The sequence below is a fragment of the Novosphingobium sp. Gsoil 351 genome, from assembly GCF_009707465.1.
Taxonomy (GTDB): domain Bacteria; phylum Pseudomonadota; class Alphaproteobacteria; order Sphingomonadales; family Sphingomonadaceae; genus Novosphingobium.
Genome location: NZ_CP046120.1, coordinates 2,896,542 through 2,909,179, shown reverse-complemented (window position 1 = coordinate 2,909,179; position 12,638 = coordinate 2,896,542). Strand labels below are relative to the sequence as shown.

Annotated in this window: 11 protein-coding genes; 7 read left to right on the top strand and 4 right to left on the bottom strand. The window is 65.6% G+C overall.

Annotated elements, in window-relative coordinates; all coding sequences use genetic code 11:
* Window positions 1-2: 2 nt before the first annotated feature.
* A complete protein-coding gene (locus GKE62_RS14005) occupies window positions 3-1,199 on the bottom strand; it encodes a serine hydrolase domain-containing protein (protein WP_154692780.1) in 1,197 nt (398 codons plus the stop codon).
* Window positions 1,200-1,282: 83 nt separating this feature from the next.
* Here GKE62_RS14005 and GKE62_RS14000 point away from each other — a divergent pair, with 83 nt between their 5' ends.
* From GKE62_RS14000 to GKE62_RS13985, 4 genes are read left to right on the top strand one after another with little or no spacing between them, the layout of a single operon-like run.
* Window positions 1,283-2,431, top strand: coding sequence for an iron-containing alcohol dehydrogenase (locus GKE62_RS14000; RefSeq protein WP_154692779.1), 1,149 nt, complete (start codon window positions 1,283-1,285; stop codon window positions 2,429-2,431).
* A 10-nt stretch (window positions 2,432-2,441) separates the two neighbouring features.
* Window positions 2,442-3,041: a 3,4-dihydroxy-2-butanone-4-phosphate synthase gene (locus GKE62_RS13995; protein ID WP_154692778.1), complete on the top strand. Its 600-nt coding sequence runs from the start codon at window positions 2,442-2,444 to the stop codon at window positions 3,039-3,041.
* A gap of 2 nt (window positions 3,042-3,043) precedes the next feature.
* Entirely contained in the window at window positions 3,044-3,922 is an 879-nt protein-coding gene (locus GKE62_RS13990; protein ID WP_154692777.1) for an alpha/beta hydrolase, read from the top strand.
* Window positions 3,919-4,266 (top strand): VOC family protein, encoded by a 348-nt coding sequence (locus GKE62_RS13985; RefSeq protein WP_154692776.1) that lies wholly within the window; start codon window positions 3,919-3,921, stop codon window positions 4,264-4,266. The genes GKE62_RS13990 and GKE62_RS13985 overlap by 4 nt, the downstream gene beginning before the upstream one ends.
* Here the strand turns inward: GKE62_RS13985 and GKE62_RS13980 are convergent.
* Entirely contained in the window at window positions 4,263-4,877 is a 615-nt protein-coding gene (locus GKE62_RS13980) for a TetR/AcrR family transcriptional regulator (RefSeq protein ID WP_154692775.1), read from the bottom strand. The genes GKE62_RS13985 and GKE62_RS13980 overlap by 4 nt on opposite strands.
* Window positions 4,878-5,018: 141 nt before the next feature.
* Here GKE62_RS13980 and GKE62_RS13975 point away from each other — a divergent pair, with 141 nt between their 5' ends.
* The 3 genes from GKE62_RS13975 to GKE62_RS13965 all read left to right on the top strand — a co-directional run bounded on the left by GKE62_RS13975 (window position 5,019) and on the right by GKE62_RS13965 (window position 9,119).
* The gene (locus tag GKE62_RS13975) at window positions 5,019-6,269 is read left to right on the top strand and encodes an LLM class flavin-dependent oxidoreductase (RefSeq protein WP_154692774.1); all 1,251 of its coding nucleotides are present in this window, start codon (window positions 5,019-5,021) and stop codon (window positions 6,267-6,269) included.
* 73 nt (window positions 6,270-6,342) lie between these two features.
* Complete coding sequence (locus GKE62_RS13970; RefSeq protein WP_154692773.1) at window positions 6,343-8,496, top strand: TonB-dependent receptor; 2,154 nt, start codon at window positions 6,343-6,345, stop codon at window positions 8,494-8,496.
* Complete coding sequence (locus tag GKE62_RS13965) at window positions 8,496-9,119, top strand: carboxymuconolactone decarboxylase family protein (RefSeq protein ID WP_154692772.1); 624 nt, start codon at window positions 8,496-8,498, stop codon at window positions 9,117-9,119. Before GKE62_RS13970 ends, GKE62_RS13965 begins: the two co-directional genes overlap by 1 nt.
* Window positions 9,120-9,267: 148 nt before the next feature.
* Here GKE62_RS13965 and pip read toward each other — a convergent pair whose 3' ends face one another.
* Complete coding sequence (gene pip, locus GKE62_RS13960) at window positions 9,268-10,209, bottom strand: prolyl aminopeptidase (protein WP_154692771.1); 942 nt, start codon at window positions 10,207-10,209, stop codon at window positions 9,268-9,270.
* On the bottom strand, window positions 10,206-12,512 hold the full coding sequence (locus GKE62_RS13955) for a DPP IV N-terminal domain-containing protein (RefSeq protein WP_195908404.1): 2,307 nt from the start codon (window positions 12,510-12,512) through the stop codon (window positions 10,206-10,208). The genes pip and GKE62_RS13955 overlap by 4 nt, the downstream gene beginning before the upstream one ends.
* Window positions 12,513-12,638: the final 126 nt, after the last annotated feature.

Genomic DNA, 12,638 nt, shown 5'->3' with positions numbered 1-12,638 from the left:
GCTCAGCTGTCCGCCAGGCAGGCGTAGACTGCCTCGACCAGCCGCAGCCCGCGGGGATCGCCGTTGAGATTGGCGTCCATCTGGTTGGGTGCATAGCCGAGACTGATCCCTGCAACGGGGTCGGCGTAACCCATCGACCCGCCCCAGCCGCTGTGGCCGAACGCATCCGGGTTCGGCCCGTACCACTGCTTGGCGTTGTTGCCGAAGAAGCCGGCGCTCCAACGGGCCTCGACGCCGGTGTTGATGTCGGTGCCTTGGAACCGAAGCCGCGTGGCTCGCTGGATCGCGTCCCGTGAGAGCACCTGGACGCCCTGGAACGATCCCCCGTTGGCGAACGGGGCGTAGATCCGCGCGATGCCGTTGGCGTTTCCGGTGCCGTTCAGCGCCGGGAGCTCCGCCGCGCGGAAGTCCCGGCGGTTGGGAACGCACGGATCGACGTAAGGGTTGAGGAGAGTGAGCTTGAGGACTTCACTCATCTCGGCGAGCGACTGCGTCGGCTCCCCCAGAGGGGCGATCATCTCGGCGACGCGCGGGTCCACCGCCTCGGGAACGCCGATGTAGAACTCGGCTCCGAGTGGGCCGGCGACCTCTTCGGCGAGGAAGCGGCCGAGGCTGCGCCCGTCGGTACGGTGGATCAGTTCGCCCGCGAGAAATCCCCAAGTGAGCGCGTGATAGCCCGCCTTTGTGCCGGGTTCCCACAGCGGCTCAGCCGCGGCCAGCCGCGCGACCATGGCGTCCCAGTCGAACAGGTCCTCAATGGTCAGCGGCTCGCGCAGACCGGAAAGACCGGCTTGGTGCGACAGCAGGGTCTCGACCGTGACCAATGATTTGCCGTTCGCCCCGAACTCGGGCCAATAGCGCGCAACGGGCGCACCGTATTCGATAAGACCGCGGCTCTCCGCCACGGCGAGGCAGGCAGCGGCAATACCCTTGGTGGTCGAGTAGGTGTTGACGATCGTATCGGCGGTCCACGGCCGAGTGCGCGCCGAATCGCTGTATCCGCCCCACAAATCGACTACGACATCCTCGCCGCGCATCAGGGTGAAGCTGGCCCCCACTTCGGGCGTGGCGAGCGAAGGATCGAAATTGGCCGCGAATGCCTCGCGAACGCGGGCAAAGGCTGGCTCGCAAATCCCCTTGATCGCCACCAGCCCGATTGCGGAGGAGTTCCCGGACCGGTCTTGAAGGCTCTCTTGCATACCACTTCCCATGCGCTGTTTTGTAGTTTGTATAAAAGACAAATGTCAACTAGGATGTCGCCATCGCCAGCAAGGGATGCCGCATGTCGATCCACACGCAAAACTTCGTCAATCCGGTGACTTTCGGACACGGAGCGATCCAGCGACTCGCCAAGCTGATGGGGCAGAACCGGATCGAGCGGCCGTTGATCTGCACGGACCGCGGCGTGGTAAATGCAGGCATCCTTGACACGGTGCGCGCTGTCCTGCCGAAGGGCGGCGGCGACTACCCCGTGTTCGACGCCACACCGCCCAATCCCACCGAAGTGGCGGTCGACGAGGCGGCGGCACAGTTCCGGGAGCAAGGCTGCGACGGGCTGATCAGCGTCGGCGGAGGCTCGGCGATCGACCTTGCCAAGGGTGTCGGCGTTCGCCTGCGCCACGAAGGCCCGCTGGTCGAGTATTCCTGGTCGGTCGCGAAGCCCCGGCGCATCGGCGAGTTGCCGCCTCACATCGCAATCCCGACCACCGCGGGCACGGGCGCGGAATCGTCGATGGGCTGCCCGCTGATGACCCGCGACGGGCGCAAGTCGGTGCTCGCGTCGGCCAAGCTGATCCCATCGGCGGCGATCTGCGACCCCGATCTCACGCTGGGTCTGCCCTCCACTTACACTGCGGCCACCGGCATGGACGCCGTGACCCACTGCATCGAGGGGTTCCTGTCGTCCGTCGTCAATCCGCCCGCCGATGCGGTTGCGCTCGACGGCGTGAAGCGAGCGATCGGCGACGGATGGCTGGAACGCGCGGTCGCGGATGGTACGAACCCAGACGCGCGGTGGCAGATGATGATGGCCGCGCAAGAGGGCGCGATCGCCTTCACCAAGCCGCTCGGCTCGGCCCATGCGATGAGCCATGCGGCGAGCCGCTTGCCCGGCCTCAGCCTCAATCACGGGCTGCTCAACGCGATCTTCCTGCCGCCGGTGTTGCGGTTCTGCGCGCCGGCGGCTGAGGACAAGTTCGTGCGTTTGCGGGCGGCCATGGGATTGCCGGCCGGCGCCGACGTCGCCGAGGCGATCGAGGCGCTCAATAGCCGCATCGGCATACCCGACAGCCTGGCGCCGCTGGGCATCACCGAGGCCGCCATTCCCGAACTGGTGTCGTACTCGATGATTGACCTCTGCCACCGGACCAACCTGCGCCCGGTTGAGCCCGGCGACTACGAGAAGATGTTCATTCAGCTCATCGCCGCCTGAGGAGGACAGAATGCCGGCGCACCCTAATTCGCTCGCGATGATGGTCGATCTCCGTGACGGCTACCATCCGGGCCGCGGAATCATCGCGGTCGCCGGCGAACACTCGACTGCGGCGGCTATCAGCCTGATGGCCCGCCACGCCCGTGGGCTGATCAGCCTTGCGATGCTGCCGGACAAAGCCATACGCCTGGGTCTGCGGCCGATGGCCCGTAGCCTCATTTCCGGGGACGCCTGCGAATACCTGAGCTCGTTCGAGGCCAAGGCCTGCACGGAAACCGGCATATCCGCCGCGGAGCGGGCGCTGACTGCAAAGGTGGCGAGCGCAGGCGAGGCGTCTGCCGAGGCGATCGTCACGCCGGGGCACATGATCCCGCTGCTTGTCCGCAACCCCGATCGCGCGGGGGCGACGCTGCCGGAAGTGGCCCTCAGCGCATTATTGAGGGAGGGCCGCTTCAACACGCTTTTGTGGTGCGACGTGCTCAACGACGCCGGAGACGTTGCCTCCGCGGCTGAGTGCTGCGGCCTCGCGGCGCGGCTGGGCCTCGACTGCATTGAAATCGCTCCCTGGACTTGCGATGCAGGTATCGGCGACTGCCGCGTGGCCGCCTGACCATGCTCACCGTCGAGCAGGCGAGCGCTTGGCTACAGGAGCGGCGGGGCAGCTTCCCCCCAGACCTCACCGCGATGCGCCGCGGGCTCGACGCTGCCGGCGCGGCGCCGACGGCCGCCGGCGTGGCGTTCCGTGCGATCGACGCGAATGGAGTCTCCGCGGAACTGCACGAGCCCGCTGACGACAGCGCGGGGACGGGGGCCTTGCTGTATTTGCACGGTGGCGGCTTTGTTGCGGGCTGCCCCACATCGCACCGGCCGCTGGCCAGCCGCATCGCTGCGCAGAGCGGGCGTCTCTTGCTGCTCCCCGACTACCGGCTGGCCCCTGAGGTGCGCTACCCCGCGTCGCTCGAGGACGCTGCGGCCGCTTGGGCCTTCCTGATCGATCAGGGCACTTCGCCTCGGAAAATGGCCGTGATCGGCGACTCGGCGGGTGGGGGGCTGGCGGTCGCGCTGGTTCAGCGCCTGCTCGAGCGCAACGAGGCCACGCCTGCCGCGCTTGTCCTCCTGAGCCCCTGGCTCGACGTCTCAGTATCGGGCCGGCGCGCGAAGGAGCTCGAGGCGCGCGATCCGACGATCACGATTCCCTTGCTGCGCTGGCTTGGCGAGCGGATGCAGAGCGAAGCGGCGGCATCGCGCTTCGCTCCTCTCGAGCATGCGTTCGCCGGATTTCCCCCGACTTTGATCCAGGTCGGGTCCGACGAGGTGCTGCTGGAGGACTCGGAGCGGCTGGCGAGCAAACTGCGCGCCGCCGGCTGCGCCGTGGACCTGGAGGTCGCGGCGGGGCTGTTCCACGTCTATCAAGCCTTCGCGCCCCGGCTTGCCGAAGCCGATGCCGCGATTGAGCGCATCGGCGCCTTCCTGACGCTGACTCTCGCATGACCGGTGAGCTCCGGACCGCTTACCTCGTCGTCGAGGACATGGACGCCGCGGTCGCGTTTTACACGACGCTGCTTGGAGCTGAGCCTTCGCTGCGTGATGGGGGCCGCTGGGCCGAGTTCCGTACGGGCGGGTGCCGCCTTGCCTTGAGCTCTGTTGAAGAGGCCGCGACTCCGGATACCCGGGTGGCGCTGGTCTTCGACATCGCGACCCTCGAGCCGGCGATCGCGCTCCTCGAAGAGGCGGGCGCGGTGCTGCTTTCGACTCGTGACATGGGATCGCACGGCCGGACCGCGGCGCTGCGCGACCCGGCCGGCCATACCTTTCAGCTCTACGCGCGGAACTAAGCGTTGCCGGCGATCAGGTGTGCGATCCCGCCTTGGAAGACCTCGCGCGCGCGCTCGCCGCTGTATTCGTCCTGGAAGATCGCGCTATATTTCATGCCGGCTTCGAGGCTTTGCGCCACCTCCGCAGCAACCGAGGGCGATACGCCCTCGGCGCAGCCGACCCGCTCGAAATAACGCTGGAGGATAGTCCGGATCTCGCGATCGTAGCGCGCCTTGATCTCGCGCAACACCGGGTCGTGCACCGCGATCCCGAAGATTTCGACCATGACGCTCAGCCGCTGGCGGGTGATCCAGGGGTTGGAGATGAAGTAGTCGACGAACTCCTGGAACCACCGCTCCGGATCGTCCTCAGGAATCCGCCGGATGCCTTCGAGAATCGCCTCGCAAGCTTGCCTGAAGTACTCTTCGAGCACGGCTTCCTTCCCGCCGAAATAGTAGCGAATGTGACTTGGCGACATTCCCGCGGCCATCGAGATGTCCGTCAGGGAGGTCTTGGAGTACCCCTGCTGCTTGATACATTTGTAAAGCGCTCGCAGGATCGTCGTCCTCCGATCCCCCTGCTGCACCTCCCGCAGCTTCGGCTTCTTCGCGGCAAGCGGTGCTCTTGGCATGCTGTTCCTTACTTCCACGGCAGGACGTCGGCCGCGACCCCTTACACCTTCAGGCCTCTGCTCTAAAGCACTTGACTCCAAGTTTGCAACTTATACAAACAGCAAAATACCGCACGACGGACCGGGAAGGGAGATGCCGCCATGAAGTTCGGCTTGTTCTACGAGCACCAGCTGCCGCGGCCCTGGCACGAGCGCAGCGAGTACGACCTCTTGCAGAACTCGCTGGCGCAGCTCGAAATGGCCGACCAGCTCGGGTACGATTACGCCTGGGAAGTCGAGCACCATTTCACCGAGGAGTATTCCCACTCCTCTGCGCCCGAAGTGTTCCTGGCGGCCGCCAGCCAGCGCACCAAGCGCATCCGGCTGGGTCACGGCGTCATCCAGCTCCCCACCAACCACATCAGCCGCGTCGCCGAACGCGTTTCGACCCTCGACCTGCTGAGCCACGGCCGCGTCGAGCTCGGCACCGGAGAGGGATCGACCACTACCGAGATCCATCCCTTCCACATCCGCTACCGCGACAAGCGCGAGATCTGGGAAGAGGCGATCAAGGCGCTGATCCCGATGTTCACACAGCAAGGTTGCGAGTTCGACGGCGAGTACATCAAATTCCCGCTGCGCAACGTGCTGCCCAAGCCGTACCAGAAGCCGCACCCGCCGCTGTGGGTCGCCTGCTCGAACCTCAAGACGATCGAGATGGCGGGTCGCCGCGGCATGGGCGCGCTCGGCTTCCAGTTCGTCTCGCCCGAGGCGGCGACGGCTTGGGTAAACTGCTATTACAACAACTTCATCAAGCGCCCGGAACGGCTCGCGGATTATCAGCCGAACCCCAACATCGCGATGGTCTGCGGGTTCATGTGCGCCGAGACCGACGAGGAGGCGATGGAGAAGGCGGCCGGCTGGACGTTCTTCATCTTCTGCCTGCAGTACCTGTCCAAACACGGCTACTCGGAGCCGGGCAAGCTCAACATGTGGGACGAGTACCAGGAGTGGCGCAAGACGCCGAAGGCCGTCGAGGCGCTGGGTACCGGGCTCATCGGCTCACCCGCGACCATCCGCGACAAGCTGCGGGCCTACGAGAAGACCGGTGTCGACCAGGTCATCCTGCTCAACCAGGCGGGGAAGACCACCCACGAGGACATCTGCGCCAGTCTCGAGCTGTTCGCCCGCGACGTCATGCCGGAGTTCCACGAGCGCGAGCCCGAACACGCCGAGTGGAAGGCCAAGGTGCTGGCCCGCGAAATCGAGCTCGAGGAGATCGACACCGACCCGTTCGGCAAGTTCCTTGGCCAGCCCGACGAGCACCTGGCCGCCAGCGTGGGTGCGACCGAGCTGAAGCGCCGGCTCGAGGCGGGAGAGCCCGCCAAGCGCCAGGGCGAGGCCGCCTACTGAAATCTGCCCAGCGAGCACTCCACGAGAGGGTGCCATCGACAGCGCGGCTTGGCCGCACCTGGAGGAGAGAGACATGAAATCGAGCTATTGGCTGGCCGCGGCCTCCGCGCTGGCCCCGATCAGCGGTCCTGCCTTTGCGCAGGCACCCGCCCCCAATACCGAGCCCGCGGACGCGGCGGACGACACCTCACAGCCGGACGACGGCAAGATCGGCGACATCATCGTCACCGCGGAGCGGCGCGAATCGTCGCTCCAGCGCACTCCGCTCGCGATCTCGGCGTTCGGCGAGGAGTTCCTGGAGAAGAGCAACATCCGCGACGTCCAGGATGTTGCCCAGTATGCCCCTGGCCTCAGCTACAACAAGGTGTCGAACTTCGTTCAGCTCAACATCCGCGGGATCGGGCTCGAACAGATCAACCTCGGCGGCGAGCCGGGCGTCGCGCTCCACATCGACGGCGTTTACGTCGCGAGGCCATTTGTCGGGGACGCGATCTTCTCCGACCTTGCCCGCGTCGAGGTCCTCCGCGGCCCCCAAGGGACGCTCTATGGCCGCAACGCCACCGGCGGCTCGGTCAACCTGATCGCCAACCAGCCCACGCGCAGCCTCGAAGGGCAGGTCGCCTTCACCTATGGCAACTACGATCGCAAGCGCGGGCAGTTCGTGATCAGCGGACCGCTCGACGGCGAGGGGCGCCTGCGCGGCCGTTTGAGCGCGGTCGCCGACCAACGCGATGGGTTCCTGAAGAACCTCGTCAACAGCGACCGGGTCGACGACAGTAAGACCCGCTCGGCCCGCGCCCAGCTAGCCTATGACTTCACCGACAAAGCGACGCTTACGCTCAGCGGCGACTATATGCGCGAGAGCGACGATGGCCCGGCGTTTCAGCCCGGCTCGATCCCGGGGACCGCGGCGGCGCTCGGCGGCCGGCTGGACCCCAGCCCGCGCCGCTTCTACGCGGACGGTCCCTTCGACCAGAAGATCCGCGCCTGGGGCACCAGCGCGCGCCTCGAGATCGACGGGGACGCCATCAAGGTGATGTCGCTGACCGGGTACCGCAACAACCACTTTCGGCTGCAGAGTGACCTGGACGGAACCGACTTTTTCCTGATCAACCAGGACCTGCGCGAGACCGGCAAGCAGTTCAGCCAAGAGCTTCAGTTCAGCTCGGCCTACGATAGCCCGCTGCAGTGGATCGGCGGCCTCTATTATTTCCAGGAGAATGGCACGCTCAATTACGCATTCCCGATCCCCATTCTCAAGACCACGATCAGCTTTGACGCCGTCCAGAAGACCCGCGCCATGGCGGCGTTCGGACAGGCGGCCTACCAGATCACCGATCAGCTCAAGGCGACGGTGGGCCTGCGCTATTCGGTCGACAACAAGCGGGGTTCGACGATCCAGAACCTCTTCGGCGCCCGTTCGGTGCGGGTGCGCGATAGCTGGTCGGCGCTGACCCCGCGCTTCGTCCTGGAATACCAAGCCAACCCCAACACGATGATCTATGCCTCGGCCGCGCGCGGCTTCAAGGCGGGCGGGCTCAACACCGCCAGCCTCCAAGCCAACGCCTACGATCCGGAATACGTCTGGAACTACGAGCTCGGCTTGAAGAGCCGCTTCCTCGATGACCGGCTGCAGACCAACATCGCAGCGTTCTACTATACCTACACTGATCTGCAGGTGAACCAGTTCGCCGTTGGCCAGACCTTCATCGCCAACGCCGCCTCGGCCAAGGGCAAGGGCATCGAGGCCGAGATCACCGCCCGCCCGATCGACAACTTCACGATCAACGCCTCGCTCGCCTACCTCGACGCGACCTTCAAGGACTTCGTCACGCGCGACAGCTTCCGCCCCGCGCTGGGCGACATCGACCTCAGCGGCAACCAGCTGCCGCGCTCGCCGAAGTTCACGGGCAGCGTCGCCGCGCAGTACGACATCCCACTGGCGAGCGGCGCCGAGATCGGGCTTCGCGGCGAGTACTCGCACCGCTCGAAGCTCTATTTCACTCCGTTCAACACCGACTACGCGCGCGGCGGTCAGTTCGACCTGATCAACGCGCGGCTCTCCTACAGTGCGCCGGGCGATCGGTGGGAGGCCGCGATTTTCGGCCGCAACCTGACCAATGAGACCTACGAGCAGACGATCACCGTCTCCGGGATCAATAACGGGACCATTGTGCTGTACGGGCCGCCGCGGACCTACGGTGCTGAGATCCGGTACCGCTTCTGATGGCCACGGGAGCCAATCGGGCCCAGGACAAACTGACGCCCCGCCTCGCGCAGCCCCGTGTCCCACCGCTCGAGCCCCACCAGTGGGACCCGGCGGTCGGCGAGCTGTTGACGCGGGGCCGCCCTCCAGAGTTCGGGGATGGCGACCAGCCGGTGTTCAACGTCTTCAAGACGCTGGCGCACTACCCGGCGGCGATGCGGCGGCTGGCGCCCTGGGGCAACCACGTGCTGTTCAAGTCGTCGCTGCCGCCGCGCGAGCGCGAGATGGTCATCCTGCGCGCCGGGTGGCTCGCGCGAGCCGAGTACGAGTTCGCGCATCACGTGGAGATCGCGCTCGAGCAGGCTGGGCTGAGCGATGCTGACATCGCGGCGATCAAGACCGGACCGGAAACCCCCGGCCTCTCGCCCGAGGACTCTGACCTGCTGAGGGCAGTCGATGACCTCGTTGCCAACGCTTTCATCTCAGACCCGCTGTGGGGTCGCCTGGCTGAGCGCTTCACCATCCAGCAACTGATGGACCTGATCTTCGCGGTGGGTCACTACACGATGATGTCGATGGTGCTGAACACGCTCGGCGTTCAACTCGAGCGGATGGAGTCAGGTTCTCGGACAAATGCTCGATAACTCGTCGGGCTGAAGCTTGCCGGACTGCTGCGTCCGCTTTGTTAGATTTCCAGTCGAAAAGCAGCCGGGCAGCTTACAGCCCCTCGACAGCCAATCTTTGAGTCGTCGCGAGGCCAGACGCGCGCGCACCTTTCGCGAAATTCCGTCGCTACTCAGCAAATTCATCGGTCGCCGAAATCAAAGCGTTGAGAATTGGGGGCTCGTCGAAGCGATGGCCTGCGGTAACAATTTCCAGACGCGCCCGGGGCCAGACCTGGCACAGATCGTATGCTGTGCGCGGGGGAGTGCAGGCATCGTAGCGGCCTTGGACGACAATGCCGGAGATTTCGCAGAGCCTGCCAGCTTCACGCAGCAGTTGGCCTTCCGTAAGCCACAGCCGATTGACCATGTAGTGGGCCTCGATCCGCGCCAGGGCTACAGCGAACTCTTCTTCGGTATAGCTTTCGACGAGGGCCGCGTCGGGTTCGAGTTGCACGATGCGCGCTTCCCACTCGCTCCAGCGGCGTGCCGCAGCCAGCTGTATTGTCTGATCGGCGGCTGTCAGCCGTCCGTAGTAGCCAGCGCACGGGTCAGCGCGCTCCTCCGGGGTGAGGATTTCGATGAAATTACGCCAAGCTTCGGGAAAGAGCCGGTCCGCGCCGCCGCGATAGATCCAGTCGAGTTCGGCTTGGCGCCCGGTGAAAACGCCACGCAAGACCAGCTCGGTCACGCGCGCCGGATGTGCTTCGGCGTAGGCGAGCGCAAGGGTCGAGCCCCAGGAGCCGCCGAACACGAGCCACTCTTCGACACCCGCGTGGCGGCGCAGGCGCTCGATGTCCTCGACCAGGTCCCAGGTGGTGTTGGCGACCAGGTTGGCATGGGGGGTCGACCGGCCCGCGCCGCGTTGATCGAACAGCAGGAGATCGTAGCGATCCGGATCGAAGAGTCCGCGTGACTCAATCGAGGAACCGGAACCGGGGCCCCCGTGAAGGAACACCGCCGGCTTGCCTCCCGGCGTTCCGCAGCGCTCCCAATAGAGCTCGTGCCCCTGTCCAACCGCGAGCATTCCGCAAGCATAGGGCTCGACCCGATAAAGGCTGCGCGCGCTCATCGTGCGGGCGGAGGAAACGGAGGGAGGCGGTCGGGCAGAAGCCGACCCTGGAGGTGCCGCGTCAGAAATTCGAGGCTGCGCCGCAGGGCGTAGGGCGTATACAGCCCGTCATGCGCGTTGTTGGGCATCCACACCCACTCAATGTTGCGGTTTTGGCGAATAGCTGCGTCCATGAACTGCACGATGCTGCCGGGATACACATTCTCGTCCTGCTCGCCAGCAAAGATCAGCAGCGGTGCCTGGATCCGGTCGAGCTGTGCTGCGCAATCGAATGCCATGAAGTTGGTTGGCATTGCGGCGGGGAAAGGCCGAAGCGTCGCGCCGCCCCCGTAGTCGGGTGGGCCCTCGTAAGCGTGAAGAACGGCTTCGGCTGCCATATTGTGGAAGCCGGTCTGCGGCGCTCCGGCAACGCCAACCTTGAAAAAGTCGGGAAATTCTATCAGCGCTCGCAGCACAGCATAGCCCCCGTAGGACTGGCCGGCGATGCCGACCCGCGACAGATCGAGCGAGGCGTCGCGAGCGGCGACGCCGTGGATGAACGCGATGTGATCCTCAAGTCCCATGGTGGCAAGGAAGCCCTCGGGCGCGCGTGAGAACGCCGCGGAGCGATAGGGCGTGCCGCACCCGTCCACGCACACGACGATAAAACCCAGTTCTGCCAGTGCGGCGGGGGTGGCCGCGGTGCCCACGTAGGTCGCCGCCATAGCATGGTTTCGCGGAGTGCGCGCGACCGCGGGGTTGGCATACTGGACATCGACGACCGGATACGTGCGCGCCGGATCAAAGTTGGACGGGCGGTAAACCAGGCCCCACAGGTCATGACGACCGTCGGCGCTGGGCACCACCATTTCCTCGGGCGGGCGGTAACCGGCGGCGCGTAGCCCCGAGTCGTCGGCATGCTCGAACTCCGCGATCACGGCTCCATCGGACGAGCGTCGGAGGACTGAACGCGTCGGGATCGATACGCTTGAGATGTCGTAAGCATAGCTCGCGAAGTCGGGCGCGACGGTCTCGGTCGGACCTGCACCGTCGAAGACCAGCGCGCTGCCGGTAGGATCGATGATTAAGTGATCGCCTGGCTCGGGAGACATAAGTTCGAGCCCGGCACCATCGAGTCGGGTGCGATAGAGGTAGCGGTCGTACGGGCTGCCGGGTTCGCGGCCCATCGCGGTGAACCACATCAGCCCTCGCGCCTCATCGACGGCGACTATGTCGCGAACAAGCCACGCGCCCTGGGTTATCCGATTGAGCAGATCACCGCTGGCGACGTCGTAGCGGTCAATGTGACCCCAACCGTCATGCTCGGCATACCACAATAGTTCACTCCCTCCGCGGATGAAGCGCGCTACCGGGTCTCCATAGCCGCCGGCCACTAGGGGGTGCCCGGGCGTGGAGCGATCCGTCAGGATGGTGCGGACTTCGCCACTGGCGAGATCGACAGCGAACGCTTCGGCACCGACAAGGCCGGTCAGGCCGGATATGGCGAGTAGCGTCCGCCCGTCGTCGCCCCAGGCGATCTTGAGATCGTCGATCCCGTTGTTGGCGGCGATCATCCGCTCGGTCGGGAAGGGGATCGGGCGCTTTGCACCGGTGGCGACGTCAATCACCCACCAGTCGAGCCTGCCGCCCGGCTCCCCCATCAGCGGCAGCCGAACCTCGTGGAGCTTGGGGCGAAAGCTTCCGTCGCGCGGTGCGTTTTCGAGAAAGTAGTATGGCGCGAGGTGACGCTGATCCAGTCGTGCGCTGACGATGTGGCTGCCATCAGGAGACCACCAGGTCTGAACTGGAGGAATTGGCATTCCCTCACGCTCGCGGACCAGCTTATCCTGGCCATAGCGATCGGACGGCAAGCCATAGCCGAAGTGGAGCTGTCCGTCGCAAGTCAGCGGGCGTTCGATACCGGTGCCGAGGTCGCGCAGCCAGAGGTTCCCGGTGTGCCGGAACACCACCAACCTGCCGTCAGGGGAGGGGATCTCACCGACGGGAGGATCCGGCTCGACCACGCAAGGCTCGCCCGGCGTCCATCGATAGGTTCGCTCGTCCGCGACGACGAGCACTGTTTTGTTTTCGATCACGGCAATGGCAAGCGTGTCGGGCGAAGCGTCCGGCACTCCGGCGCGCCCTAGGGCCTCCGCCAGCGCGCGGTGATCGAAGGCGATCGTCTTGCTTCCGGTGCGCGCATCGACCCGCACATGATCGTGGCCCCGGTCGGTCTCGCGGACGTACCAGAAACTCGCGCCGTCCCGAGTCCAGCGGGGGACTACCCGCGCGTTGCGGATCGCGGTGTCGGGGTGATTGCGCATCAACCGTGCGGCGCGCTCAAGCTCCGGCAAAGTGACAGTTGGTATCTCGAGCGTGCCGCTCGTGCCCTGTTTTTGTACCTTGCCAGAGGCGCCTTTAGCTCGTCGCATACCCCATCTTGCGTCATA

Coding starts and splice junctions, on each gene's coding strand:
- GKE62_RS13990 (WP_154692777.1), top strand. CDS start 3,044: ATGCTCACCGTCGAGCAGGCGAGCGCTTGGCTACAGGAGCGGCGGGGC.
- GKE62_RS13980 (WP_154692775.1), bottom strand. CDS start 4,877: ATGCCAAGAGCACCGCTTGCCGCGAAGAAGCCGAAGCTGCGGGAGGTG.
- pip (WP_154692771.1), bottom strand. CDS start 10,209: ATGAGCGCGCGCAGCCTTTATCGGGTCGAGCCCTATGCTTGCGGAATG.
- GKE62_RS13970 (WP_154692773.1), top strand. CDS start 6,343: ATGAAATCGAGCTATTGGCTGGCCGCGGCCTCCGCGCTGGCCCCGATC.
- GKE62_RS13955 (WP_195908404.1), bottom strand. CDS start 12,512: ATGCGCAATCACCCCGACACCGCGATCCGCAACGCGCGGGTAGTCCCC.
- GKE62_RS14000 (WP_154692779.1), top strand. CDS start 1,283: ATGTCGATCCACACGCAAAACTTCGTCAATCCGGTGACTTTCGGACAC.
- GKE62_RS13965 (WP_154692772.1), top strand. CDS start 8,496: ATGGCCACGGGAGCCAATCGGGCCCAGGACAAACTGACGCCCCGCCTC.
- GKE62_RS13995 (WP_154692778.1), top strand. CDS start 2,442: ATGCCGGCGCACCCTAATTCGCTCGCGATGATGGTCGATCTCCGTGAC.
- GKE62_RS14005 (WP_154692780.1), bottom strand. CDS start 1,199: ATGCAAGAGAGCCTTCAAGACCGGTCCGGGAACTCCTCCGCAATCGGG.
- GKE62_RS13985 (WP_154692776.1), top strand. CDS start 3,919: ATGACCGGTGAGCTCCGGACCGCTTACCTCGTCGTCGAGGACATGGAC.
- GKE62_RS13975 (WP_154692774.1), top strand. CDS start 5,019: ATGAAGTTCGGCTTGTTCTACGAGCACCAGCTGCCGCGGCCCTGGCAC.